Raw genomic sequence first — 23,991 nt, 5'->3', positions numbered from 1 at the left:
CGCGCGGCGTTCGCTTGATACGCTTAGCTACGCCGATTTGGCGCCCGCATCTCCTCCAGGCTGTGCATTTCCCGAGCTCGACCCTGGTTGCTTGCCGGGCTCGCCCTCATCGTGATGGTGGCGATCTTTGATTGTCAGTCCGTAATACAACAACACGCAAAAAATGATTGGCGCTGCAATCAGGGAAAGCACGAGCAGGATGTCGTTCAGATATCCATCCACTGGTCAAACTCCGGCAAGATTGCAGTTCAACGGAGAACCCCATCCAAAGTTCCAGGATTGGGGACTAAGAACTATCCTTCCAAAGACTTACATCACGGCGTTTGCGGCCTGCGCGTGAAAGAAAAAACCGCGGAGGCCTCGTCTTCGTGGCATATGCCACGAATGTAAATTTCGTTCAGAAAATACGAGTTGCGAAACTTTTTGGCTTGTCCGGAATGTCAGTATTCTTGACACGCTCAAGAAAACCGCGGCGACCGCCACCGATGGTTCCGGCAAAATCGTCTAGAAAGCCGAAGCTGTGCCGCGCAAAGCATGCTTTTTCGTGACGGACGGCTTATCGGCACGCCGCGCCTTGCCTGATTGTCCGCGCAAGTGCTCAGTCTCTTGTCGGACGTTGCGACGGATGGCCTGCGGCGGCTGCCCCAACACACGAAGAAACGCGCGGCGCATCCGGCCGCGATCGGCGAAGCCTGTCTGCCGCGCAACGACGTCGATCGAATGTCGTGACTGTTCCATCAAAATGCGGGCCGCCTCAACGCGAAGCGACTCGATTGCCTTTGCGGGAGATTGCCCCGTCTCGTCGCGAAAGGCGCGCGAGAATTGCCGCGGGCTTAAATGCGCAGCTCCGGCGAGATCCGTGACAGTGAGTGGCCGATGCAAGTTCTTCTTCGCGTAGTTGAGGGCCGTTTGAATGCGATCGGACTTTGGCTCCAACTCCAAAAGTTCGGAGAACTGCGATTGTCCGCCAGACCGGCGATGATAGAGCACGAGCTTCCGCGCTACCGAGCGCGCCGTCTCCGCGCCGAGATCGGCTTCCACCAATGCCAGCGCGAGATCGATCCCGGCGCTCATGCCTGCCGATGTCCAGATCTTGCCGTCGTTGATGAAAATGCGATCCTCGTCGACGAGGGCCGTCGGACATTTCTCCTGCAGTGTCCGCGCGAAGAGCCAGTGGGTCGTCACCCGTTTGCCGTCGAGCAGTCCCGCATCGCCAAGGACGAGCGCCCCGGTGCAGGTCGCTGCCACGCGCCGGAAGCGGTGCTGTGCTGACTGAAGATATTTGATCATGGCCGGCGACGCCGGCTTCGGCTCGTTCGCGCCATCCACGATAAGCGTATCTATTGCTATCCCGCCGATCCGCTTCGTTTCCAAGACGAGCCCCGGCGAGGTTTTGATCAGGCCGCCTTTCTCGGACAGGAATAGCATTTCGTAGACGTTCTCGCCGCGCACGACGTTAGCGACCTCGAAGACCGCCGAAGTGGCAAGCCCCATGAGCGAGCAGTTTGGATAAACGACAAATCCGATGCGCATGCCGATGCCTCATGACGACGATGGCTTAAAACGCCTCATATATGACGTTTGAGACACGGCAATGCAAGCCTACCTATCAGCCATCGCATCCTGATAAAACGGAGATTTGTTATGAGCGCTTCAAAAGGCACGGCCGTCGTCACCGGCGCGTCAAGCGGCATCGGCGCGATTTACGCCGACCGTCTCGCAAAAAGGGGCTACGATTTGATCCTCGTCGCCCGCAACGAGGAACGTCTGAAAGACGTAGCGGCACGGATCTCCGGCACGACCGGCCGTTCGGTCACGATCCTTCCCACAGATCTGAACGACAAAGCCTCGTTAGCCAAAGTCGAAAGCGTGCTGAAGGAAAATCCGGCCATTACGATGCTCGTCAACAACGCGGGCTTCGGCTCCGCCGTGCCGCTTCTTCAATCCGATATCGGTAAGATGGTGGAGATGATCGACCTCAACGTCACGGCGTTGACGCGTCTTGCGTACGCGGCAGCACCGGCCTTTGCGTCGCGCGGGAAGGGGACGATCATCAACATCTCGTCCATCGCGGGCATTGCGCCGGAAGTGCTCAACGGCGTCTACGGCGGCTCGAAGGCATACGTCCTCGCCTTTTCGCAATCTCTTCAGCACGAACTGGCCGACAAGGGCGTGCGCATCCAAGCGGTTCTGCCCGGCGCGACCGCCACCGAGTTCTGGGACATCGCCGGTTTTCCACATTCGAACATGCCGTCGTCGTGGGTGATGTCGGCTGAAGATATGGTGGACGCTGCGCTCGCTGGTCTCGAGAATGGCGAGGTCGTGACGATTCCTGCGTTGCAGGATGCAGCAGACTGGGAGACGTACGAGGCGGCTCGGAAAGCAATGTCCGGCAAGCTCAGCAACGTCAATCCGGCCCCGCGCTATGGCATCAAAGCCGCGCAGACGGCGTGAGCGTTAGACATCTCATCTGACTGATCATCAGTCGCGCGACCTTGAGCGCGCGGCGCTTCACCGCGCCGCGTCGCTTGCCGAGCGCCGCTCCGGAACTTGTGCGATTTGACGGCTGCCCGCTAGAAGGTGAGCAGTTCGCAATTGGCATGATGGAAAGTTCGGTGAGCAAACTTCAGACGGTGGTCGAAGAGATAGTCGACGAGATGCGCGGCATGTCCGAGCGCGGCACAGTCGCCTCGTACATTCCCGAGCTTGCCTGCGTCGATCCGAAGTACTTCGGTATCGCCGTGATCGAATCGGACGGTAACGTCATTATCGGCGGCGACGGCGACGTTCCGTTTTCCATTCAGAGTATCTCGAAGGTCTTCACGCTGACGCTGGCGCTGGGCAAGGTCGGAAACCGGCTCTGGACGCGCGTTGGCCGCGAGCCGTCTGGCAGCCCTTTCAATTCGATTGTCCAGCTCGAACGCGAGCAGGGGATACCACGCAATCCCTTCATCAACGCCGGGGCCATCGCCGTGACGGATTTGATTCTGTCTGGTCACCAGCCACGCGAAGCCCTGGGTGAAATCTTGCGGTTTATGCAATTTTTAGCCGACGATCCGACCGTTACGATCGACCAAGAAGTTGCCGCCTCCGAGCATCGAACCGGCTTCCGCAACGCCGCTCTCGCCAATTATATGAAATCTTTCGGCGTTCTCGATAATCCGGTGGATTTTACTCTAGGTGTCTATTTTCACCACTGCGCCATCGCTATGTCGTGCCGCCAGTTGGCCATGGCGGGGCGCTTTCTTGCACAAAATGGCAGCAATCCCTCAACCGGCCTCGCCGTTGTGCAACCGGAACGGGCGCGTCGGATCAACGCGCTCATGCTGACGTGTGGCCACTACGATGGCTCCGGGGAGTTCGCCTATCGCGTGGGTCTGCCGGGCAAGAGCGGTGTCGGTGGCGGCATCCTGGCGGTCGCTCCCGGCAAGGCGTCAATTGCCGTCTGGTCGCCGGGACTGGACCCCACGGGCAATTCTCGACTGGGCCAGATCGCGCTCGAAAAGCTCGCCAAGAAAATGGGCTGGTCGATTTTCGGCGCCTGAATGCCGTTGCTCGTTTTGAGGAGACGAAGCCACGTGGAAAATACCGAACGCCGCCTTGAGACGCTCAGCAAAGAAAATGCTTTTGATCTAATGGAAGTTCAATTTGGTCTAATAGAAGTTCAATTAAGCGGCTGAAATTCATCCGTTTCGCGCAAAAGGTTCGAGCCAACCCTTCGCGCGATCATTCAGCGGACATCTCGTCGACTTTCGGAATGGACGAGCACAAACGCTCAGCTCCAACGCACCACTCGGGCGTCTTCCTCGACGGCTTCTTCGTGATACCAGCAATCGCTGAAACCGACTTTGCGAAAATGCCATGCCGGCAAGATTGCTGCGCCAGACTTAACTAGGCGTTCCTGACCATGCAGGGCCGCACGTCCGCCCTTTGGGAATTGATAAATTTTAGCAGTCGGACGTAATTGCCTTTCTTCCATTTTAGCCTCTCGTTTCGTTTCGCCGGGTACAAAAGATGACCGGCTCGTCCTTCATGATGGCCCGATTTTCCTGATGCCTCAATTGAAATCAGCAATTGCCTATATTATGAGCATGCTAGGTTTTGCATCTTTCGGTAGCATTGCCAGCGCTGTTGAACGCACGTAGTCATCGTTGTGTTCCGCCGCAAGCCTTGGCTCCGATGGCCATGCTTCATTTGAGGAGGTTCGATGCTGACTGACGATTCCCAGGTCGAGAGCGACTGCCTCTTCGCCGGGAATGTGTCTGGAGGCATGTTCGAAGCCGCTGTTAACGTTGCCCGACGGCGTGATGGCGGCTTCACCATGGATATCTCAATGAGCGCCATGTTCCATCGACGCTGGTGCGCGTACGTCGCGCCCAACGCGCCTTCGGGTTCGCGCAGCCAGCCCTGCGATCGGCGGCCGCGCATCCAATAGGAATTCCACAGACGTCAACTTAGGGAGCTGTCCAGAATGACGAAGTACAAACTTGAGTATATTTGGCTCGATGGCTACACGCCCGTGCCCAACCTGCGCGGCAAGACACAGATCAAGGAATACAGCTCGTTCCCTGATCTCGCGGATCTCCCGCTGTGGGGCTTCGACGGTTCTTCCACGAAGCAGGCTGAGGGCTCGAGCTCTGACTGCGTTCTGAAGCCGGTTGCTCACTATCCCGATCCGGCGCGCACCAACGGCGTACTGGTCATGTGCGAAGTCATGATGCCCGACGGCGTCACGCCGCACGTTTCCAACAAGCGCGCGACCATTCTGGACGATTCCGGCGCATGGTTCGGCTTCGAGCAGGAATACTTCTTCTACAAGAACGGCCGTCCGCTCGGCTTCCCGGCTGAAGGCTATCCGGCACCGCAGGGCGAGTATTACACCGGCGTCGGCTACAAGAACGTTGGCGACGTTGCCCGCTCGATCGTCGAAGAACACCTTGATCTCTGCTTGGCTGCCGGCATCAACCACGAAGGCATCAACGCCGAAGTGGCGAAAGGCCAGTGGGAATTCCAGATCTTCGGTAAGGGCTCCAAGAAGGCTGCCGACGAGATGTGGATGGCGCGCTACCTGCTTCTCCGTCTCACGGAAAAGTATGGCGTCGACATCGAGTTCCATTGCAAGCCGCTCGGCGACACCGACTGGAACGGCTCAGGCATGCACTGCAACTTCTCGACCGAGTACATGCGCACGGTCGGCGGCAAGGATTATTTCGAAGCGCTGATGAAAGCCTTCGACAAGAACCTGATGGACCACATCAACGTCTACGGCCCGGACAACGACAAGCGTCTGACCGGCAAGCACGAGACCGCGCCGTGGAACAAGTTCAGCTACGGCGTTGCCGACCGCGGCGCTTCGATCCGTGTTCCGCACTCGTTCGTGAAGAACAACTACAAGGGCTACCTTGAAGATCGCCGCCCGAACTCGCAGGGCGACCCATACGCCATCGCGTCCCAGGTTCTGAAGACGATCTCGGAAGTGCCGGCCGGCGCTGCTGCGAAGGCTGCCTAACGCATTATCGTGGCGCCGGCTCTTGCAGTCGGCGCCACGAGTCTATCTGGGACGAGGCGTCCCTTCTGGCTCAGGCACTCAAACACCATTTTGCGCTGCGCATTCACGTCTCGGACCGCCTCTATTTGGGCGAACACCCGCGCCGCGTGAACAATGTAACGTCCGATCTCGACGCCACGTACTGATGAGCAACGGCCATAGCTTTCGATTGAGAGTTGGCTCATGACAGTTCGTTCACGATAGAGACCGGAAATGCTCCTGCTCCTCCTCGCATACGTCGGCGGCGTCCTCACCATCGTCAGTCCGTGCATTTTGCCCGTGCTGCCATTCGTCTTCGCGCGAGCCGATAAGCCGTTCCTGCAAAGCGGCTTGCCGACTCTCATTGGCATGGCGGCGACGTTCGCTGTTGTTGCGACGCTGGCGGCTGTCGGCGGCGGTTGGGCCGTTGCCGCCAACGAATATGGCCGCTATGCCGCGCTTGTTCTGGTCGCGCTCTTCGGTCTCGCGCTCATCTTCCCCGGCCTTTCCGAACGTCTCACCCAACCGCTCGTCGCACTAGGTGACCGGCTCTCGAAACGCGCTGACAGCGCTGCAGCCAGCCACGCCGCGATCTGGCCGTCGCTGCTGCTCGGCGTCGCTATCGGCTTGCTGTGGGCTCCCTGTGCCGGTCCCGTGCTCGGTCTCATCCTGACAGGTGCTGCACTTAACGGCGCCAGCGCGACGACGACGTTGCTGCTGCTCGCCTATGCGGCAGGCGCAGCGACATCACTCGCTTTGGCGCTGCTGGCGGGTGGACGTGTGTTCGCCGCCATGAAGCGCTCGCTTGGCGTCGGCGAGTGGGTGCGCCGCGGCGTCGGCGTCCTCGTTTTGGTCGCGGCAGGCGCAATTGCTATGGGCGCCGACACCGGCGTTCTCACCCGTCTCTCGCTTGCGAGCACGTCCTCTCTCGAACAGCGTCTGGTCGATATGTTCGGCGGACGCTCCATGATGCCGAATGCCGAAACCGCCGTCGCGTCGAACGACAAAGGCGAGCTTCCCATCGAAGGCAAGATGCCCTCAATCGATGGCGCGGTCGAATGGCTCAACTCTCCGCCGCTGACGCGCGAGGCGTTGAAGGGCAAGGTCGTCCTGATCGATTTTTGGACCTACTCGTGCATCAACTGCTTGCGCGCACTGCCGTATGTCGAAGCCTGGGCAAAGAAGTATAAGGCCGAAGGTTTGGTCGTCATCGGCGTCCACGCGCCAGAGTTCGCCTTCGAGAAGAAGATCGCGAACGTCAAGCAGGCAGTCTCGGATCTCGGTATCACGTACCCGGTCGCGATCGACAATAACTATGCGATCTGGCGCGCCTTCAATAACGAGTATTGGCCCGCGCACTACTTTATCGACGCCAATGGCAACATCCGTCACCATCACTTCGGCGAAGGCGACTATGACGGTTCCGAGCGTGTCATTCAGAAACTACTTGCGGAAGCGGGACACAAGAATGTCTCGACCGGCATCGTCTCAGTCGATGGTTCCGGCATCGAGGCGCAGCCCTCCGACACGGTGAAATCACCCGAGACGTATGTCGGTTACCGTCGCGCGGAAAACTTTGTCTCGCCGGGTGGCGCGATCCGCGACGCCTCCCACGATTATACTGGCAAGCCCGATGAGCTGAACGACTGGGCCCTGAATGGCAACTGGACCATCACGCCGGAGCATGCCGCGCTAAATGCGGCAAGTGGCAGCATCAGCTTTCGGTTCCATGCACGCGATCTGCACCTCGTTTTGGGGCCAGGGCCGGACGGCAAGCCCGTGCGCTTCAAGGTCACGATCGACGGCAAAGCGCCGGATGCCGGTCACGGCGCGGACACTGATGCCTCTGGCGACGGAACGGTCACGACGCAGCGGCTCTATCAGCTTGTCCGTCAATCTGGGGCGATCGCAGATCGCACGTTCAAGATCGAGTTTCTCGATCCCGGCGTGCAGGCTTTCGCTTTCACGTTCGGCTGATAGCCCCTGCGACGGCAGATCTATCAGACGGATTCTGTTTTCTGCTGTGGGTGCTCCAGAGTGGCTCCCACAAATCGCCAGAACGCGGCCAATTTGGCGGCGTCGTGGAAGTCCTGGATCTCTGCAATCAGAAATCCCCTGAAGCGGATGAGCTGCCGAAGCCGCACGGTCGATTCGATGCCCGTTTCGCGATGCCGCATCGTGGCGACAAGCCGTGTCCGCACGAGGCCATTGTCCCACCGAACATATTCGATGCGTGAGCGACTTTCGATGAGTGCCATAGCGCCGAGATAGCGGCGGCGAACATCTTCCTTTCCCCGAATAGTCAAAGACTCGCCGTTGGGACCACCGGTATTCGTAGTGTAGATGATGTCTTCTACGTATTTATCCAGCACGCCTTCAACGCTTCCGGAGTTCCATGCCTCCCGCGCGGATTCCAATATCGCTCTGATGATCTCGATATTGATGGAAAAGGATCTCTGCCGTTTCTTGACACGTCTAGCGCAACGTCCAAACGCTGTGCCGCATTGTCAACAAAATGCAAATTCGCTCGGATCGACGTTCAGTGCAAATCAAAATTGCTTATGGCGGTATGCGCGCGATGCATGTGCGATCATGCAGTGTTCGCGGATGACGGCCATACGCTATTCGACGAGGGCTGATTTCCGTCGAAGCGAAGCCCTTCGAGCGTGTGAAGAATATTTTGTATAAGCCTTGCGTTTGATCTTTCGCGAGCTGCGCTTGGTGACCGGCTTCGGCGCCGGCGGCGATACGTCGGCGATGACCTGCACCGGCGCCTTGGCTTTGAGCTGAACGACCTTGTAGCCCCCAGCCTTGAGCTTTGCTAGCAGTTGAGGAACGGCGTCGGCCGTCCACTTATGAATGTCGTGCATCAGGATGATGCCGCGACCGCGCGCCTTGAGCCCCGCCATCACACGCGCAATAACCGGAGCCGAACTCCGCACACGCCAGTCGTTCGAATCGACGTCAACCGCGAACTGAGCAATGTTGCGGCTCTTGAAATAGTCTTCCGACAGCTTGCTGCTGCTGAGATAAGGATAGCGGAAAAACGGCGCGACCGGTTCGGGGCTGTTCTTCTGGACGATATCGAAAGTCGCTTCGACTTCCTGCTTGATCTCGGGAAGCGTCAGTCGCGCGACGTTGGGATGAGACCAGGTATGCGTTCCGATCGTGTGTCCCTGTTCGGCGACTTCTTTGACGACCTCCGGATGGAGGGCCACCATCTCTCCAACCATGAAGAACGTCGCCTTGGTGCATTCCTTGGCGAGAGCGGCCAAAACCTTGCGCGTGTCCTGCGGCGAGGGGCCGTCGTCGAAGGTCAATACGACTTCGCCCGGCGCGAGAAATTTCGGATCCCCATGCGGCTCGCCAAACCACGGGCCGCCCGTCGTATCCACTTCGATCGTTCGCGATACTCCGAGCGTCCCTTTCGGGCACGTGTCCTCGGCGCGCACTGCGGTGGGCATCTGCAGGCCTGCTGTCATTACGGCCGACATCACAAAGCTTAGCTTCCAAATCAGCCGCATGTCGCCCACCCCCAAAGGGCCATAAAATCAAAGCAGGTAGAGGTCCAGAAACGACCACCGCGAGCGAGACTTCTGCTCAGCCTGAGATGGTTCGTCAATACAACACGTCGTGGCAATAGCGCATACATCTTAAGCTGCCCGACAAGTGTCCTGGCATGAGTCAGGACACCGCACCCGGCATTGGTCGTATAGGCACGTTCATTTACCCGGCCGCAATCGAATCTCTGCCACACTTAGCTAGCAAAGTCTTTACCTTGACCCGTGCAGGAGCTGATGTGCGTAAATTCGTTCTGTTGCTTGGCTGTTTTGCTGCAAGCCCCGTCGCGGCTGGCGAGGTCCAGCTCACGGGCGAAGCCATCAAAACGACGCTTGGCGGATCGCATTTGGCACTCGACACGCCTGTCGGGAGCACCGTTTCTGTTCACATCGGCCACGATGGCCTGATGTCAGGCGAGGCAGGCACCGCCCTGGGCGCGGTGCTGGGTGCCTCCAAGGATCGTGGCCGCTGGTGGGTCACCGAAAATAAAGTTTGCTTCAAGTGGTTTCGCTGGTTTGACGCCGAGCAGCGGTGCGCCACGATCACTTTGAACGGCGACCGCTTCACCTGGCGGAAGGACAACGGCGACACCGGCACCGGAACCATCGTCGAACGTGGCACGCCTGTCGCCAAGCCTGCCACGATCGTCGCCGAGGCAAAGAAGCCGGCGGCTCCGCTACGCAAGCGCGTGGAAAAGAAGCCTGAGGTCGCGGTGGCTGCGAATGAGCCGGAGGCGAAACCTTCGACGCTCCAGGCTTCCGCACCCACGGCCGAGGCCAAGCCTCGCGCCTCCCAGCAAGCTTCTCATTTCAATACCTCGACAGTGGCTGTAGCTGCGGCCGCGCCGAAACATATTGACGCCGAGACGACGACCGTCGCCTTCCATGTTCCCGCGCCGCGTCCGGCGGTCCGGCCGCAACATCACGATCCCGTCGCCGTCGCATCGGTGAAGCCGCAGTTTTTTACGTCGGTCAAGGTCGCCGCCAAGACCCATCGCGCAAAAGTCGAAGTCGCGAAGATCCAAGCCCCGCGCGCTGATCGGAAGCCGTTTCGCGTTGCTGGCGTCGATCCGAGCGACGTTCTCAACATTCGCACCGGTCCATCGTCTGACTACGAGACCGTCGGCGGCATTCCGCCCAACAGCCGCGGCATCACCATCACCGGGCCATGCCAGAACGACTGGTGCCCCGTGAAGCACCAGACGCTCGTGGGCTGGGTCAATCGCCGCTATCTCACCGAAGAGACCGCTGCAAACACCGCTGCGGTTTCGGAGCCGAATTACTGGGATCCGGCTCCCTGATGCGCTTCAGCGGCGCTTCCTGACAGAAATGCTTTCGCCGTTCCGCTCCTAGGCGGTCGGCGGCGTTTTGCGTTTGGCCGTCGTGCCTCAAAACCTTGCTGTGAAATGCTGCCGCGCTAGCGCGTGCGGCTGACGGCGCGCCACTCGCGCATCTGCGCGAGCAGCACGGAGACAAAAAGGCCGCCAAACCTCGTATAGCGAGACATCAGCGCTCGTTCGCGTAGCGATGGCGGCCACGCAACTGGTTGGCAGACTTTGCGCTTCATGCTCCAGGCGGGGCAAATAACATCGGATCACAATTGATTGCGAATTGCGGTTCAATGCGATCCGAGTGTTTTTCTGGTGCGGAATAGGTGATTCGTATTTAGGCTCATGGGCATATGCCGTGAGATATATTTTGTCGTATATCCGGCAATTGATTTTCTTCTGCAGAATAAACGGTGCTGCCGAATAGATAAAACACGCATGTTTTATATTTGTGAAATATCGGACACATAAAAAACTATTGTTTTTCAGGTTGATGGTGAGTTTTGAAGGATTCAAAATGGCATGTGGAATGCAGCGCGCTTTGTCGCTTTTCTTATGTGGTTATGCGAGTCAAATAAGAATTATTGCGTCAAATATAATGTGCTGAATTCATTGAATATCGATGCGAAATAAAAAGGGAAAAATAATCTGAATTAGGCCCTGGAATTGAGCGGACTGAATGCCACCTAACAGACGCCGTCGGAATGGCGGCCCGTGTCGCAAGGCACGTCTCCAAGAGGCGCACCAAAGTCTTGGTGTGGCTCCGTTCATCGATGGTCATGCATCGCTCGAGGAGTACCTGACTATGATTCACAGCGATAACCTCCAGAACGCCTTTCAACAGAATCCCAACAGCTACTACGGCGGCTGGAACCCGAACCCCGCGCAAGCCTGGGGTCAGGCATGGGGTGCACAGGCTTTCGCCCAGCCTCAGCACGCCTGGAACGCCGGATTAGGGCAGTCGGCCTTCGGCTATGGTCCGAACTTCGGCGGCCAGAATTTCGGTGGTCAGTTCGGCGGCCAGCGGCAGCTGTCTCATCACGACGTCGGTGAGGTCGTTCGCCAGCTTATGCCGATCCTGCCGCAGGTCATCGCCCAGGCCCAGCAGTCGCAGGCTGCGTTCGGTCAGGGCGGTTACGGCGCTGGGTTCGGAGCAGCTTATGGTGGAGCCGCGCGCAATCTTTCGCAGCAGGATGTGAATGAGGTGGTTCGCCAGATACTGCCTGTCATCCCCCAGATCGTCGGCCTGCTGCAGCAACAGGGCCAGCAGGGGTCTTATGCTAACGCCGTCTACGGCGGCGGCCAGGGTCTCAATAACCTCGGCTGGGGCAATCAGGGCTGGAATAACCAGGGTTGGAACAATCCGGGTCAGCACAATCAGGGCGCCTACGGCTACGGCAATCAGAACCCATATCAGTTGTCGCTCTTCGGTCAGAACCAGCCGAACGCGTTCGGACCGTTCGGTCAGGCAGCCTTCGGCGGCAATCAGGGCCACGCCGCCTTTGGCGGCAATCAGGGCCACGCCGCTTTTGGCGGCAATCAGGGCATGGGCCAGCAGCGTCAGCTGAACCAGGTCGAAGTCGGCGAGATCGTCCGTCAGTTGACGGCCGCCCTTCCGCAGGTGATCGCGAACCTCCAGGCGATCAATCAGCAGCCGAACATGCAGCGCGGCGCCTGCTGACGCCCACATTTGCTCTCCCCAAGCCAACCGGAAGCGCCGCCCTTTATGGGTGGCGCTTTCTTCCCCATTTCAAGAAGTGAGGATCACCCATGTCGAACGAGTCTCAGCGCTCCGATCAGGGCGGCAGATCGCAGGATACGCACGCGGATACGCAAGCCCTGATCGGGCTGCTCGAAAATCTCGTGCCATTATTGATGCGCTTTCAGTCTGATGCTTTCGGTCAGCAAGGTCCGTCGCATCTTGCTGGCGGTAACGCCGCGCAACTTGAGCAACATGCCGCCGTTGCCTTCACGGAAGATATCATCCTCGACTCTCTCCGAAACGTCTCGGCGTATCTTCAGCGAAACGCCAGCCGCTATCCCGGCCTCGATACCTATAGCGGTGTCGTCGAGCAGGCGCGGCGGGCGTTCGATGCGCGCGATTATCAGTCGGCGCTTGCTCTGATCCTGCAGGCGTATCGCGCGATCACTGTCGTTCGCTCCATTCGCCCCGAACTGCCGCCCATCCGTGAGAGGGCGCAGAACGAGCAAAACGGATCGGGCCGAGCCGTGCACTGAGTGCGCGAGACGAGACGGCTGAGCTGAGGCTTTGTCAGCGGACGCGCCGCGCGATTCGTCCGCGCGCGTGCGCGCCGCTTGTCTGCGTGCGCCGACGCCCGTTATCATGCCTCCTAAACCGTGACCGATAATCCTCAGTCCTGTGGTCGTCCGGCATTTTCGTCAGTTTTTTGACGGAAAATGATGTGACTGGCGCGAAATTCGCAAAACTCCTGATAAGCTTTTGTCACTTATCGGGGAACAGCGAAAATCGTGGATTTACCGGGAGATTTCGGCACCTTCCTTCGCGCCAATCGATGGCCGCCATTCCATGTTGATGGAATTCCAGGCAGCTCGGCTGCGTGCGGCATGGTCGATATCTCCCGCGCGTTCGCGCCTTGCGACCGCTCAGGCAATCCGTCCGCTCCGTTTCAGCCGCAGTCACAACGTGCCGAAAACGACCGGCTCTCCCGTCACGTCCGTGCAGGATTGCTGTTGCTCCTGGCATCATGCGGATGGATCGTCGGCGGCGACGAAGGCGTAAGACGCGCCGTTGCGCGCGGCACGCCGTGTCGTAATCGCGGCCCGGAAATGCAAAACGCTCCGCGTGATCATTTTGCGATCCGCACGCTCGAGCCGGCGGACGCTCCCGAGCTGTTCGCCGAAATCGATCGCATCTGCTGGCGCGCAAAGCTGCCGCAACGGCCTCGCATCTGCGTGCTGATCGGGCAGAGGGCGATGAACGCCTATGCATTCGGCGGTCCGAACGATGCGATCGTCACCTTCACCGAAGGGTTGCTGCGTGGCATGACCACGAAAGAAGTCGGGGCGATTTTCGCGCACGAGATTGCGCACATCTGTAACGGCGACAGCGCGACGATGTCATGGGCAGCGCAGCTGCAGCGCGCGATCAATGACGTTGCTGCGGCAGGTCTTGCACCGGTCCACGCTTTCGGCGCTGTCAAACAGCAATCTTCGCTGCAGTGGGTGCTCACGCGAGCCCCCGCAATCGCCGAGCTGTTGATGCTTGCGCTATCCCGCTTCCGTGAAATCGAGGCCGACGCATTCGCTCTCGAGTTGACGGGCGATGCCAAGACGCTCGAAACCGCGCTTGCCAAGCTTGAGCATCATCATCGTGCGCTGAGCGGTATCCCCGAAGGCTATATCGAGGACCGGCTCGCGTCGTATCTGCGCAGCCATCCGGTTACCAGCGAGCGCATCGGCCATCTGCGCGCCTCGCCGCTCTACGGCGCAGCCTAGTTACGCCGACTGGCGTAGCGGTTGGGTCGACGCCCTCTCGGCCCGCATCGGCAACTCGACGATGACGCGAAGGCCGCCCCGCGGCGAGTCTCCCAGCGTGATGGACCCATTGTGAAGCTCGACAATTTGCTTCGCGATCGCAAGCCCGAGGCCGCTGCCGCCGGTCTCGCGGCTGCGCGAGGGTTCGCGGCGGTAGAACGGCTCGAAGACCAACGCGCGCTCGGCAACGGGAATGCCGGGGCCGTCGTCATCGATCAGAACGCGCACGCGTCCGCCGATTGCGCCCGCCGTCACTTTGGGGGCTTTCGCACCGTAGCGGAGCGCGTTGTCGATTAGGTTCGTAAAAAGTCGCCGCAGCGCGACCTCGTCTCCCATCAGCGTCAAGGTATTGCCTGGAAGCTCCAACTCGACATTCGGATGATCGGCGCAGAGCATACCGAGCACTTCACCCAGATCGACGACACCGCTGCGAACCTGTTCCGACCCGCCACGTGCTACCGCCAGGGCATCGTCGATGAGAACCGTCATGTCGTCGAGATCGCGCTCGGCGCGCGCCTGCTGATCCGGATCCGAAATCATCTCGGTTCTGAGCTTCAGTCGCGTGATGTATGTCTTGAGATCGTGCGACACGGCACCGAGCAGCACGGTCCGGCCTTGGAGGAGCGTCGCGATGCGCTCCTGCATCCGGTTCGTCGCCTCAATCAGCCGTTTGAGTTCCGGCGCGCCGCGCGGCGTAATCACAACCGGCGTCCCATCGCCTGAGAACCTCGTTACGGCGCGCGACAGCTCTTTCAGAGGCCGCGCCTCGCGCCAGACCGCGAACAACGCCGCGATGCCAACGAGGGAACCGAGTACGGCCAGCCAATAGCCGGCCGGAACGCCGAAAAATCGCCGCGAAATCTCGCCCCGCGGCTCAAAGACAGCGTACCCGCCGCTTTTGAGAGCCACTGCAATCCGGACGACGCGGCGCGTCAGCATCCACCGGCTCCCAGGACGAATGTCGGCAACCATGCCCGTGCCGGTCGGGCCGGAGACCGCAATCACCTCGCGGTTGCCGAGTTCATTGACGTAACGATCGACCAGCCATTCAACCCCCTTGAGCCGCCGTTGATCGACGGCCACTACCGGAGCTTTGTCGGCAATCTCGACGCCGAGCGTATCGCTTCTCACGGCGTTGAGAACCGTCTCTCGGCGGGCGCCATCCGTCGTCTCGAGCAACTCGACGATGGCAGCCATTTGGTTCGGCAGCGGAAACGCGCCAGGCGTCGTGACCAAAGGTGAGTGCGTGACGTAGGACAGCCCGGCGCCCACCGCCCACAGACCTATCAGCGCCAGCAAAATGATCGCCGAGAGACGGCCGACAAACCCAAGACGCGACAGCACGCTTAAACCTCCTCGATGCGCGCAGCCAGAATGTATCCGACATTACGCATCGTCTTGAACATGGGGACCTCGCCGCGGTCTATTTTCTTTCGCAGCCGGCTGAGCTGAACGTCGATGGTGCGGTCGAGTGGTTCGGAGCGACGTCCGCGCGTCCAGTCCATTAATTGCTCGCGCGACAGAACGCGTCCCGGCCGCGTCACAAAACATTCGAGCAAGTCGAATTCGGCGCTTGTCAATTCAATGGGAGCGGCGCTTGCGTCCGTCACCGACCGCGCTTCGAGATCTATGATCATGTCGCCGAGCTTTAGACGCTTCTTCTCGACGGGCGGCGGCTCGTTGCGGCGCAGGATGGCACGAATGCGCGCCGTCAGCTCGCGAGGATTGAACGGCTTCGGAAGATAATCGTCAGCGCCGATCTCCAGCCCGACGATACGGTCGATATCCTCGCCGCGCGCCGTCAGCATCAGGATCGGCACGCGTGACGTGGCGCGAAGTCTTCGGCAGATCGACAAGCCGTCCTCTCCAGGCAGCATGATGTCGAGCACGATCAGATCCGGCTCTCCGAAAATCGATAGATGCCGGTCCAGCGCTGCGCCGCCGTCTCCTGTCTCGACGCGAAAACCTTGCTTCTGCAGATAGCCTTGAACGAGCGACCGGATTTCGGCGTCGTCTTCGATGATGAGGATATGCGGGCGGTTGGTCATGTCGCGATGTGAAGCCAGCGCCGGTGTGAGTGCAAGCGTTCCGAGGCCCTGTTACAAAACGTAAAGTTCGGGGCGCGGTTTGAAATACACCGGATACGCTAGCGGGTGAGGTTCCCTGTCGTCACGCCACCCCGGAGTGACGATTGCAAAGGAGAACCCTCATGATCCTCAAAAAATTCGTCATAGCTCCGTTTTGTGTCGCCGCCGCTATGTTCGTCGCTGGCGCCACCGTGGCTGAGGCCGGATGGCAGCGCTCCAGTGGAGGCGTTGGCCCTCGCGGTGGAACTTGGCACTCGTCGGGATCAGGTTCCTGTGCCTACGGCTCATGCGCTTCCCATCAGAGCTATACCGGTCCGCGTGGAAACACTGTGAACCGCTATGGCAGCACCAGCTGTTCTGGCGGGACGTGCAATCATTCCGCGACCTATAGCGGCCCATATGGCGGCAGCGTAACGCGCAATAGCTCGGTCACTCGAAACTGAAACCTGCCGCATAGAGACAATGCTCGGCCAACCCAAGCTATTTCATTTTTCCTTTGACCCCGGAGTACGTGATGCGACCCGTCATTTTCGCTGCCTTGTTTGCCCTACCTTGGATCGGCTTTTCCGCGGGCGTCGCGCTCGCACAGGCTGCATCCGACAAACCACTCACCAAGGCGCAGATTCAAGCTCTCGCCAATAATCCGAACGCCCGCGCGGCGCTCGCCGTCTGCAAGGACGATCGTGCGCGCCTCTGCGGCAGCGTGATGCCGGGCGGTGGCCGAATTCTCCGTTGTTTCTCGGAGAAGGCTGGAAGCCTCAGTCAGCCATGCCGCGATGCCATTATCGCCGTGAGGAATTCAGCGGCGAACTAATGCCGAAGACGACATGGCATCGAGACGGGGAGGGGCAATGCCCTCCCTGCCGTTGCGCGCACTCTCAAAATCAAAGGACGCAAGCCCCATGACGGATATTCCGGCATTTCTGAGCACTGCTCCCCGGCCGCTCTTCGGCTTCTTTCCTGTTGCGCTTGTATTCATTGCCGTCGAGCTTCTCTATATGCGGCTCGCACACCATGCTGACGAGCAAGATGGGCGGGAGACAGTAGCTTCGATAGGCGTCGCAGTCGGCGATCTTGCGTCGCGTATTCTGACCGGCGGCCTCGTCGCGATCCCGATGCTGTTCTTCTATCGGCATCGCCTTTTCGATATTCCGCTCGATACAGCATGGAGCTGGATCGCGCTGTTTCTCGGTGTGGAGTTCTTTTACTACTGGTTTCATCGCGCGTCGCACCGGGTCCGTTGGTTTTGGGCGACACACGCCGTGCATCACTCAGCGACTCACTTCAACCTGTCGGCCGCCATCAGGCTCGGCTGGACGGGCGTGATCAGCGGTGCGTTTCTGTTCTTCCTGCCGTTGGCGCTCATCGGATTTCATCCGGCTGCCATCGGGCTGACGCTCGGGCTGGGGCTTGTCTATCAGTTTTTCCTGCACACCGCCGTTCCCGTTCGCCTGGGTCCGCTGGAATGGGTCTTGAACACGCCGGCTCATCATCGTGTCCATCACGCGTCGAACGAAACCTGCCTCGACAAGAACTATGGCTCAGTCCTTATCGTCTTCGACCGGTTGTTTGGGTCGTTCGCGGCTGAGCCGGCTGGCGAGGCGCTGAAATTTGGCCTGAAGGGCCGCGAGCCCAGCACGAGCCCGCTTCACATCGCGTTGTCGGAATGGGGCTATCTTTGGCGGGATTTCCGAAACGCGCCGAACCTCTCGCGCAAAATCAGGGTGTTGTTCGGTACACCGTAAGCTCGCACGTCTTCCGCGAACTCAAAAGATATTGAACGCAAATCATCCAACTCGAATGTCAAGTTAGACCGAACGGCATATCCGGGCGCTCGAGTGCCTACAATTTAAACAATTGCAAACGAATCGATCTATCTGGCCGTTTATTTTCTGGAAAATCGGCTGATTTTCCTGAGAAGAACATGAAAATACGACCAGGCACCATTTGGCACGATTCCTGCGCTTACGAATTTGTAAGGAAACTGCCTTGGACGGCCGCGACGGCAGGCCAGGCACGAGAGGGGAGTCGCTTATGGCCGATCAATCCGCGGCAATGCTGACGATATTCACCGAGTTCTATTTCTTTCTCACTATCGTCTTGATGTTCTTCATTCACATCGGCTTCTGCATGTACGAAGTCGGTGTCGCCCGCACCAAAAACGTCCAGCACACGCTTCTGAAGAACGCGATGGCGATCCCCGTCGTCGGCCTTGCGTTCTTCCTGTTCGGTATGTGGATCTACATCGCCTTGCAGGGTTGGCCTGTCAGCTCGACATCCGTCAGCTTCTCAACGGGCTTCGAGCCATGGTCCGATAAGCTCGCTCCCAACCTGTCTGACCGCATCTCCGGCGTTTTCTGGGGTGCATTCGCACTCTTCGGCATGACCGCGGCCTCGATCGTCTCGGGCTCGATCATCGAGCGCGCAAAGACGTCGGGCTTTTTGATCATCGCCATCTATGTCGGCGCAGTTGCCTGGGTCGTCCCCGCAGCATGGGGCTGGTCAGGCAATGGCTGGATGACGCAATACCTCGGGTTCCACGACCAGTATTGCTCGGCCGTCCTGCACTCGGTTTCGGGTTTTGTTACCCTCGGCATCCTGATGCACCTCGGGCCGCGCATCGGCAAGTTCGCGCCTGACGGCACGCCGCGCGAAATCCCGGCGCACAATCCGTGGATGGTCACCGTGGGTCTCTTCATGATCTACGTGGGCTTCTTCGGCTTCTATGCCGCTTGCCACATCCCGATGGCCAACGTCGCCGCCGAAGGCCAGCCCGCCTACTGGACCGCGACGAACATCTATGGCTTCCCGATCACGTTGTCGGGCGTCACGATGAACTTCTTGCTCGCCCTCTTCGGCGGCATGATGACGGCCTATCTGGTGTCCAACGGCAACGCCTTCTGGACGTTCTCCGGCGGCCTCACGGGCCTCATCTCGGCAAGCGCCGGCAACGATCTCTACCATCCCGTTGTCGCTCTTGCGATTGCCGTCGCCGGTACGATCATGGCGTACTACGCGCATAACTGGGTCGAAAAGAAATACAAACTCGATGACGCTGTCGGCGCGGTTGCGGTGCACGGCTATTGCGGCGTGTTCGGCGGCATCGTCGCCGGATTTGTGCTGTGGGGTTACCCGGCAATCATGCCGAGCTCCGGCGCAGCCGTTGCGCTTTCAGAAGGTGCAGGTTGGTTCGGGACGAACGCGCAAGGTCTGCCGGTCGTAACGCCGATCGGCAACACCATCGCGACGCTCGTCTTCGCCCTCGGTTTCGGTCTGATCCCAGGCTACATTATCGGCTTTGTCCTGAAGATGCTGGGCCTACTCCGTGTCGATCCGAAGGTCGAGCTGACGGGTCTCGATGGCGAGCACATCGAGACGACCTACCCGAATCTCTCGGGAGCTGAAGCAGCCTTTGAGGCTCTGCAGCGTAAGGAACTCAAAATCTAATCTTTACGCCGGCGGCGGACTATGCCGCCGGCTCTCTTATTCCATAAGATCCAAAGGAGAGCTTCATGAACACGGGTGTCTCTGGCTTCGAAAAACTTCCCGAGATGAGCGCTATCTATCCGTTCCATGGCGACGAAATTCTTTTCACGCTCGCCATCCTCGCATTCTTTATTGCCTTCTTCATTTTCCAGATCAGCATGGAAGCAAGGCATCACAAAACGATCATCGGCAATTTCACGGCCAGCCCGGCTGAGTGACGAACTGAGATATAGACGAGCCACAGAAAGGCCTCCCTCGCGGAGGCCTTTTTATTTTTGCTATCACGGTCATGCAGGCACCGAGCGCCTTTCGAGCCCCGCCGTCCTTATGAGATTCTTATACGGATCTCCCCCCGCTCAACTCGAATTCCTATGCGCCGCGTGTCACCTAAACGCGGCCCGCAATCCCTTTCGTGCGGGCGCTGCATGCCTCGGAGTAGGAAAACGAAAATGCTGGACATCATCCTTGTAGCGGGCGGGCTGGCGCTCTTTGCCGTTGCCATCGCTTACGCTTTTGCCTGCGACCGATTGTGAGGTCTCCATGACATTCGACTACGCCCTGGCCGGCATCGTCACGGCCGGCCTGCTCGCCTACCTCGTTTACGCCCTTCTGCGTCCTGAGCGGTTCTGAAAGGCCAACGCATATGACACTTATAGGTTGGATCCAGATTGCGCTCTATTGCGCGATCGTCTTGGCGCTCGTGAAGCCGCTCGGCTGGTACATGACGCGCGTTTTCTCTGGCGAGAAAACATTTCTTTCGCCAATCTTGAGCCCGGTCGAAGCCGGTCTCTATAAAATCGCGGGCGTCGACGCACGCGGCGAGCAGGATTGGCTGCGCTATACCGTCTCGATGCTGCTGTTTCATATCGGCGGCTTCGTCATTCTCTATGCCGTGCTGCGCGTGCAAGGTGCTCTGCCTTTCAATCCGCAAGGAATGACAGCGCTGGCGCCCGACCTGTCTTTCAACACCGCCATCAGCTTCATCACCAACACGAACTGGCAGAACTACGGCGGCGAGACGACGATGTCGTATCTCACGCAGATGCTTGGACTGACGCATCAGAATTTTCTGTCGGCTGCAACGGGCATCGTTCTTGCGATCGTCTTGATACGTGGCTTTGCGCGCGCATCGACAAGAAATCTCGGTAACTTCTGGGTGGATGTTACTCGCTGCACGCTCTACATCCTGCTGCCGATTTGTATCCCTTACACGTTGTTTCTCGTCTGGCAGGGTATCCCGCAGACGCTTGGCGCGTATGTCGATGCGACGACGCTCGAAGGCGCCAAACAGACGATCGCCGTCGGTCCGGTCGCCTCCCAGGTTGCCATCAAGATGCTCGGCACCAATGGCGGCGGTTTCTTCAATGCCAACGCCTCACATCCGTTCGAGAACCCGACCGCGCTCTCGAACTTCGTCCAGATGATCTCCATTTTTGCGCTCGGCGCTGCGTTGACGAACGTCTTCGGTCGCATGGTCGGCAACCAGCGCCAAGGCTGGGCCATCCTCGCCGTTATGGGCGTGCTTTTCATTGCCGGCGTTGCGGTCTGTTACTGGGCCGAAGCCAACGGCACCACCGGCCTCAACGCACTCGGCCTGACAGGTGGCAACATGGAAGGCAAGGAAACCCGCTTCGGTATCGTGGGATCGGCCTTGTTCGCAGTCATTACGACGGCCGCATCCTGCGGCGCCGTCAATGCTATGCATGACTCCTTCACGGCCCTCGGCGGAATGATCCCGCTCCTGAATATCCAACTAGGCGAAATCATCGTCGGCGGCGTCGGGGCAGGGCTTTACGGCATGTTGCTGTTCGTCGTCCTCGCAATCTTCGTTGCCGGACTTATGGTTGGCCGCACGCCCGAATATGTCGGCAAGAAGATCGAAGCGAAAGAAGTCAAGATGGCCATGCTCGCCATATTGATCCTGCCGCTGATGATCCTCGGTTGGACTGCTGTCGCGGCGGTGCTCCCATCCGCCTTAGCCTCCATCGCCAACCCCGGTCCGCACGGCTTCTCTGAGATCCTGTATCTTTTCTCATCGAGCACCGGAAACAATGGCTCCGCCTTCGCAGGCATCACAGGCAACACTTTCTTCTACAACGTAACGGGCGCGATCTCGATGTTTGTTGGGCGTTTCCTGATGATCGTGCCGGCGATGGCGATCGCAGGCGCGTTGGCAGAAAAGAAGACGCTCGCACCTTCTGTCGGAACGTTCCCGACCACCGGCGGACTCTTTGTCGGCCTTGTCGTCGGCGTCATCCTGATCGTTGGCGGACTGACGTTCTTTCCCGCGCTCGCACTCGGGCCCATCGTCGAGCACCTCTCGATGACGGCCGGTACGCTCTACTGATCTCTCTTTTCGGAGTTTCCAAGATGGATACGTCTATGGCGCGCAAGAAAAGCTCGGCGACGATGCTCGATCCCAAAATCGTGGTTCCGGCAATCGGTTCGGCCTTCGCGAAGCTTGATCCGCGCAAGATGATCAAAAATCCGATCATGTTCGTTCTCGAAGTCGTGACGGTCTTGACCACGATCATCTTTCTCCACGGCATGGTAACGGGCGAAGGTAACTTGGCGTTCACGTTCCAAATCATCCTGTGGCTTTGGTTCACTGTGCTTTTCGCAAACTTCGCGGAGGCCATCGCGGAAGGTCGCGGCAAGGCTCAAGCAGACTCCCTGCGTGTTCAGCGCCAGGAAACGCAAGCCAAGCTGATGACGGGATCTGGCCGCAACTACAAGCTCATTCCCGGAACCACGCTGAAAGTCGGAGACGTGGTCCTCGTCGAGCCGGGCGACACCATTCCCTCCGATGGAGAAGTTATCGAAGGTGTCGCGTCGGTCAATGAAGCCGCGATCACCGGTGAATCAGCGCCGGTCATTCGTGAGTCCGGAGGCGACAGGTCGGCAGTAACGGGCGGAACACTCGTGTTGTCGGACTGGATCGTCGTCCGCATCACGGCGGCCCAGGGTTCGACCTTCATTGATCGCATGATCAAGCTTGTCGAAGGCGCGGAACGCCAGAAAACACCCAACGAGATCGCACTCAACATTCTTCTCGCTGGCCTCACGATCATTTTCGTCTTTGCGACCGCAACGATCCCGAGCTATGCCGCTTATGCCGGCGGCACGATCTCGGTCATCGTCCTTGTCGCGCTCTTCGTTACGCTCATCCCGACGACGATCGGCGCGCTGCTTTCGGCCATCGGTATCGCCGGCATGGATCGCCTTGTGCGTTTCAACGTTCTTGCGATGTCGGGCCGAGCCGTTGAAGCCGCTGGCGACGTCGACACGCTCCTTCTCGATAAAACCGGAACGATCACGCTCGGCAACCGTCAGGCAACCGAGTTCGTACCGCTGTCCGGCGTCAGCGAGTCGGAACTCGCGGATGCCGCCCAGCTCGCATCTCTGGCGGACGAGACGCCGGAGGGCCGCTCGGTGGTTATTCTCGCTAAAGACAAGCACGGCATTCGCGGTCGAGATGTTGCGGATATTAAAGCGCACTTCATTCCGTTCACGGCCCAGAGCCGCATGAGCGGTGTGGAATTCGAGGGATCGTCGATCCGTAAAGGTGCTGTCGACGCTGTGTTGAAATACCTAAATGCCCCGGTCGCGACGGCCTCGTCCGGCGCAACAGCACAAGTGCTTCGTCCGACAATCAGTGCTGAGGCCACACGCGAGATAAAGGCTATCACGGAAACGATCGCGAAAGAGGGCGGGACACCGCTGGCGGTCGCCAAGGACGGCCGCTTGCTCGGTGTCATCCACCTTAAGGATATAGTCAAAGGCGGTATTCGCGAGCGCTTCGCCGAGCTTCGCCGCATGGGCATTCGCACCGTGATGATCACCGGCGACAACCCGATGACGGCGGCCGCTATCGCCGCCGAAGCCGGCGTTGACGACTTTCTCGCCCAGGCGACACCGGAAGACAAATTGCGCCTCATCCGCGAAGAGCAGGCAAAAGGCAAGTTGGTCGCCATGTGCGGCGACGGCACTAACGATGCGCCAGCACTTGCACAGGCCGACGTCGGGGTCGCGATGAATACCGGAACTGTCGCTGCTCGCGAAGCCGGCAATATGGTCGATCTCGACAGCAACCCGACCAAGCTCATCGAGATCGTCGAAATCGGCAAACAGCTATTGATGACGCGCGGCGCGCTTACGACGTTCTCTATTGCGAACGACGTTGCCAAATACTTCGCGATCATTCCGGCGATGTTTGTTGCTTTCTATCCGCAGCTTAATGCGCTCAATATCATGGCGCTTGGTAGCCCGCAAAGCGCGATCCTGTCGGCGATCATCTTCAACGCTCTGATCATCATCGCGCTGATTCCGTTGGCGCTGAAGGGCGTCGCCTATCGCGCGATCGGTGCCGGACCGCTGCTCCGCCGCAACCTGCTGATCTACGGGCTCGGCGGCGTCGTCGTCCCCTTCATCGGCATCAAGGCCATCGACTTGGCCATCAACGCTCTGCATCTCGCTTGAGGTAACCC

Annotated in this window: 23 protein-coding genes; 16 read left to right on the top strand and 7 right to left on the bottom strand. The window is 59.2% G+C overall.

Going from position 1 to position 23,991, the window contains the following annotated elements:
- Window positions 1-27 precede the first annotated feature (27 nt).
- On the bottom strand, window positions 28-222 hold the full coding sequence (locus tag RLW41_RS03420; protein ID WP_414463493.1) for a hypothetical protein: 195 nt from the start codon (window positions 220-222) through the stop codon (window positions 28-30).
- Between the two features lie 282 nt (window positions 223-504).
- The gene (locus RLW41_RS03415) at window positions 505-1,533 is read right to left on the bottom strand and encodes a GlxA family transcriptional regulator (RefSeq protein ID WP_414463492.1); all 1,029 of its coding nucleotides are present in this window, start codon (window positions 1,531-1,533) and stop codon (window positions 505-507) included.
- Window positions 1,534-1,644: 111 nt separating this feature from the next.
- Between RLW41_RS03415 and RLW41_RS03410 the strand changes: the two genes are divergently transcribed.
- Window positions 1,645-2,454 (top strand): SDR family NAD(P)-dependent oxidoreductase, encoded by an 810-nt coding sequence (locus tag RLW41_RS03410; RefSeq protein ID WP_414463491.1) that lies wholly within the window; start codon window positions 1,645-1,647, stop codon window positions 2,452-2,454.
- A gap of 149 nt (window positions 2,455-2,603) precedes the next feature.
- On the top strand, window positions 2,604-3,545 hold the full coding sequence (locus tag RLW41_RS03405) for a glutaminase (protein ID WP_414464655.1): 942 nt from the start codon (window positions 2,604-2,606) through the stop codon (window positions 3,543-3,545).
- Window positions 3,546-3,775: 230 nt separating this feature from the next.
- Here RLW41_RS03405 and RLW41_RS03400 read toward each other — a convergent pair whose 3' ends face one another.
- Window positions 3,776-3,979 carry a DUF2735 domain-containing protein gene (locus RLW41_RS03400; RefSeq protein WP_013948733.1) on the bottom strand — a complete coding sequence of 68 codons (204 nt, stop codon included), beginning with the start codon at window positions 3,977-3,979 and terminating at the stop codon, window positions 3,776-3,778.
- 228 nt (window positions 3,980-4,207) lie between these two features.
- Between RLW41_RS03400 and RLW41_RS03395 the strand changes: the two genes are divergently transcribed.
- The 3 genes from RLW41_RS03395 to RLW41_RS03385 all read left to right on the top strand — a co-directional run bounded on the left by RLW41_RS03395 (window position 4,208) and on the right by RLW41_RS03385 (window position 7,504).
- Complete coding sequence (locus RLW41_RS03395; RefSeq protein WP_024276260.1) at window positions 4,208-4,435, top strand: hypothetical protein; 228 nt, start codon at window positions 4,208-4,210, stop codon at window positions 4,433-4,435.
- Between the two features lie 36 nt (window positions 4,436-4,471).
- Window positions 4,472-5,509: a glutamine synthetase beta-grasp domain-containing protein gene (locus RLW41_RS03390; protein WP_013948732.1), complete on the top strand. Its 1,038-nt coding sequence runs from the start codon at window positions 4,472-4,474 to the stop codon at window positions 5,507-5,509.
- A 252-nt stretch (window positions 5,510-5,761) separates the two neighbouring features.
- Window positions 5,762-7,504: a cytochrome c biogenesis protein DipZ gene (locus tag RLW41_RS03385; protein ID WP_414463490.1), complete on the top strand. Its 1,743-nt coding sequence runs from the start codon at window positions 5,762-5,764 to the stop codon at window positions 7,502-7,504.
- A 23-nt stretch (window positions 7,505-7,527) separates the two neighbouring features.
- Here the strand turns inward: RLW41_RS03385 and RLW41_RS03380 are convergent, their stop codons facing one another.
- Both RLW41_RS03380 and RLW41_RS03375 read right to left on the bottom strand, forming a co-directional pair.
- Window positions 7,528-7,944, bottom strand: a complete 417-nt coding sequence (locus tag RLW41_RS03380; RefSeq protein WP_414463489.1) for a nuclear transport factor 2 family protein — start codon at window positions 7,942-7,944, stop codon at window positions 7,528-7,530.
- A gap of 204 nt (window positions 7,945-8,148) precedes the next feature.
- The gene (locus tag RLW41_RS03375; RefSeq protein ID WP_414463488.1) at window positions 8,149-9,021 is read right to left on the bottom strand and encodes a polysaccharide deacetylase family protein; all 873 of its coding nucleotides are present in this window, start codon (window positions 9,019-9,021) and stop codon (window positions 8,149-8,151) included.
- A gap of 305 nt (window positions 9,022-9,326) precedes the next feature.
- On the opposite strand from RLW41_RS03375, the gene RLW41_RS03370 reads away from it, so the two are divergent.
- The 4 genes from RLW41_RS03370 to RLW41_RS03355 all read left to right on the top strand — a co-directional run bounded on the left by RLW41_RS03370 (window position 9,327) and on the right by RLW41_RS03355 (window position 13,892).
- A complete protein-coding gene (locus tag RLW41_RS03370; RefSeq protein ID WP_414463487.1) occupies window positions 9,327-10,388 on the top strand; it encodes an SH3 domain-containing protein in 1,062 nt (353 codons plus the stop codon).
- A gap of 832 nt (window positions 10,389-11,220) precedes the next feature.
- Window positions 11,221-12,096 (top strand): hypothetical protein, encoded by an 876-nt coding sequence (locus tag RLW41_RS03365; RefSeq protein WP_414463486.1) that lies wholly within the window; start codon window positions 11,221-11,223, stop codon window positions 12,094-12,096.
- A gap of 89 nt (window positions 12,097-12,185) precedes the next feature.
- Complete coding sequence (locus RLW41_RS03360) at window positions 12,186-12,653, top strand: hypothetical protein (RefSeq protein WP_414463485.1); 468 nt, start codon at window positions 12,186-12,188, stop codon at window positions 12,651-12,653.
- Window positions 12,654-12,905: 252 nt separating this feature from the next.
- Window positions 12,906-13,892, top strand: coding sequence for a zinc metalloprotease HtpX (locus RLW41_RS03355; protein ID WP_414463484.1), 987 nt, complete (start codon window positions 12,906-12,908; stop codon window positions 13,890-13,892).
- Here the strand turns inward: RLW41_RS03355 and RLW41_RS03350 are convergent, their stop codons facing one another.
- Window positions 13,893-14,267 (bottom strand): sensor histidine kinase, encoded by a 375-nt coding sequence (locus RLW41_RS03350; RefSeq protein ID WP_414464654.1) that lies wholly within the window; start codon window positions 14,265-14,267, stop codon window positions 13,893-13,895. It abuts the gene before it with no gap.
- Between the two features lie 1,010 nt (window positions 14,268-15,277).
- On the bottom strand, window positions 15,278-15,979 hold the full coding sequence (locus RLW41_RS03345; protein ID WP_414463483.1) for a response regulator: 702 nt from the start codon (window positions 15,977-15,979) through the stop codon (window positions 15,278-15,280).
- A gap of 553 nt (window positions 15,980-16,532) precedes the next feature.
- On the opposite strand from RLW41_RS03345, the gene RLW41_RS03340 reads away from it, so the two are divergent.
- The 7 genes from RLW41_RS03340 (at window position 16,533) to kdpB (ending at window position 23,983) form a co-directional block, all read left to right on the top strand.
- The gene (locus RLW41_RS03340) at window positions 16,533-16,832 is read left to right on the top strand and encodes a cysteine rich repeat-containing protein (RefSeq protein WP_409560762.1); all 300 of its coding nucleotides are present in this window, start codon (window positions 16,533-16,535) and stop codon (window positions 16,830-16,832) included.
- Window positions 16,833-16,920: 88 nt separating this feature from the next.
- Window positions 16,921-17,763: a sterol desaturase family protein gene (locus RLW41_RS03335; protein ID WP_414463482.1), complete on the top strand. Its 843-nt coding sequence runs from the start codon at window positions 16,921-16,923 to the stop codon at window positions 17,761-17,763.
- Between the two features lie 289 nt (window positions 17,764-18,052).
- Window positions 18,053-19,465: an ammonium transporter gene (locus RLW41_RS03330; protein WP_024276252.1), complete on the top strand. Its 1,413-nt coding sequence runs from the start codon at window positions 18,053-18,055 to the stop codon at window positions 19,463-19,465.
- 65 nt (window positions 19,466-19,530) lie between these two features.
- On the top strand, window positions 19,531-19,722 hold the full coding sequence (locus RLW41_RS03325; protein WP_013948718.1) for a hypothetical protein: 192 nt from the start codon (window positions 19,531-19,533) through the stop codon (window positions 19,720-19,722).
- 322 nt (window positions 19,723-20,044) lie between these two features.
- Entirely contained in the window at window positions 20,045-20,134 is a 90-nt protein-coding gene (locus RLW41_RS03320) for a K(+)-transporting ATPase subunit F (protein WP_035575846.1), read from the top strand.
- A 13-nt stretch (window positions 20,135-20,147) separates the two neighbouring features.
- Complete coding sequence (kdpA, locus tag RLW41_RS03315) at window positions 20,148-21,851, top strand: potassium-transporting ATPase subunit KdpA (protein ID WP_414463481.1); 1,704 nt, start codon at window positions 20,148-20,150, stop codon at window positions 21,849-21,851.
- A 23-nt stretch (window positions 21,852-21,874) separates the two neighbouring features.
- The gene (kdpB, locus tag RLW41_RS03310) at window positions 21,875-23,983 is read left to right on the top strand and encodes a potassium-transporting ATPase subunit KdpB (RefSeq protein ID WP_414463480.1); all 2,109 of its coding nucleotides are present in this window, start codon (window positions 21,875-21,877) and stop codon (window positions 23,981-23,983) included.
- The last annotated feature ends 8 nt before the right edge of the window (window positions 23,984-23,991 follow it).

The organism is Hyphomicrobium sp. DY-1 (assembly GCF_047497105.1).
GTDB lineage: Bacteria > Pseudomonadota > Alphaproteobacteria > Rhizobiales > Hyphomicrobiaceae > Hyphomicrobium_B.
The sequence above is the reverse complement of the archived record's forward strand: the minus strand, read 5'-3'. Positions and strand labels throughout refer to the sequence as shown.

Excerpts from the sequence above, each read along its gene's own strand:
- RLW41_RS03415 (WP_414463492.1), bottom strand. The coding sequence starts at position 1,533 with ATGCGCATCGGATTTGTCGTTTATCCAAACTGCTCGCTCATGGGGCTT.
- RLW41_RS03410 (WP_414463491.1), top strand. The coding sequence starts at position 1,645 with ATGAGCGCTTCAAAAGGCACGGCCGTCGTCACCGGCGCGTCAAGCGGC.
- RLW41_RS03405 (WP_414464655.1), top strand. The coding sequence starts at position 2,604 with ATGGAAAGTTCGGTGAGCAAACTTCAGACGGTGGTCGAAGAGATAGTC.
- RLW41_RS03400 (WP_013948733.1), bottom strand. The coding sequence starts at position 3,979 with ATGGAAGAAAGGCAATTACGTCCGACTGCTAAAATTTATCAATTCCCA.
- RLW41_RS03395 (WP_024276260.1), top strand. The coding sequence starts at position 4,208 with ATGCTGACTGACGATTCCCAGGTCGAGAGCGACTGCCTCTTCGCCGGG.
- RLW41_RS03390 (WP_013948732.1), top strand. The coding sequence starts at position 4,472 with ATGACGAAGTACAAACTTGAGTATATTTGGCTCGATGGCTACACGCCC.
- RLW41_RS03385 (WP_414463490.1), top strand. The coding sequence starts at position 5,762 with ATGCTCCTGCTCCTCCTCGCATACGTCGGCGGCGTCCTCACCATCGTC.
- RLW41_RS03375 (WP_414463488.1), bottom strand. The coding sequence starts at position 9,021 with ATGTCGGCCGTAATGACAGCAGGCCTGCAGATGCCCACCGCAGTGCGC.
- RLW41_RS03365 (WP_414463486.1), top strand. The coding sequence starts at position 11,221 with ATGATTCACAGCGATAACCTCCAGAACGCCTTTCAACAGAATCCCAAC.
- RLW41_RS03360 (WP_414463485.1), top strand. The coding sequence starts at position 12,186 with ATGTCGAACGAGTCTCAGCGCTCCGATCAGGGCGGCAGATCGCAGGAT.
- RLW41_RS03350 (WP_414464654.1), bottom strand. The coding sequence starts at position 14,267 with ATGGGAGACGAGGTCGCGCTGCGGCGACTTTTTACGAACCTAATCGAC.
- RLW41_RS03345 (WP_414463483.1), bottom strand. The coding sequence starts at position 15,979 with ATGACCAACCGCCCGCATATCCTCATCATCGAAGACGACGCCGAAATC.
- RLW41_RS03340 (WP_409560762.1), top strand. The coding sequence starts at position 16,533 with ATGCGACCCGTCATTTTCGCTGCCTTGTTTGCCCTACCTTGGATCGGC.
- RLW41_RS03335 (WP_414463482.1), top strand. The coding sequence starts at position 16,921 with ATGACGGATATTCCGGCATTTCTGAGCACTGCTCCCCGGCCGCTCTTC.
- RLW41_RS03330 (WP_024276252.1), top strand. The coding sequence starts at position 18,053 with ATGGCCGATCAATCCGCGGCAATGCTGACGATATTCACCGAGTTCTAT.
- RLW41_RS03325 (WP_013948718.1), top strand. The coding sequence starts at position 19,531 with ATGAACACGGGTGTCTCTGGCTTCGAAAAACTTCCCGAGATGAGCGCT.
- RLW41_RS03320 (WP_035575846.1), top strand. The coding sequence starts at position 20,045 with ATGACATTCGACTACGCCCTGGCCGGCATCGTCACGGCCGGCCTGCTC.
- kdpA (WP_414463481.1), top strand. The coding sequence starts at position 20,148 with ATGACACTTATAGGTTGGATCCAGATTGCGCTCTATTGCGCGATCGTC.
- kdpB (WP_414463480.1), top strand. The coding sequence starts at position 21,875 with ATGGATACGTCTATGGCGCGCAAGAAAAGCTCGGCGACGATGCTCGAT.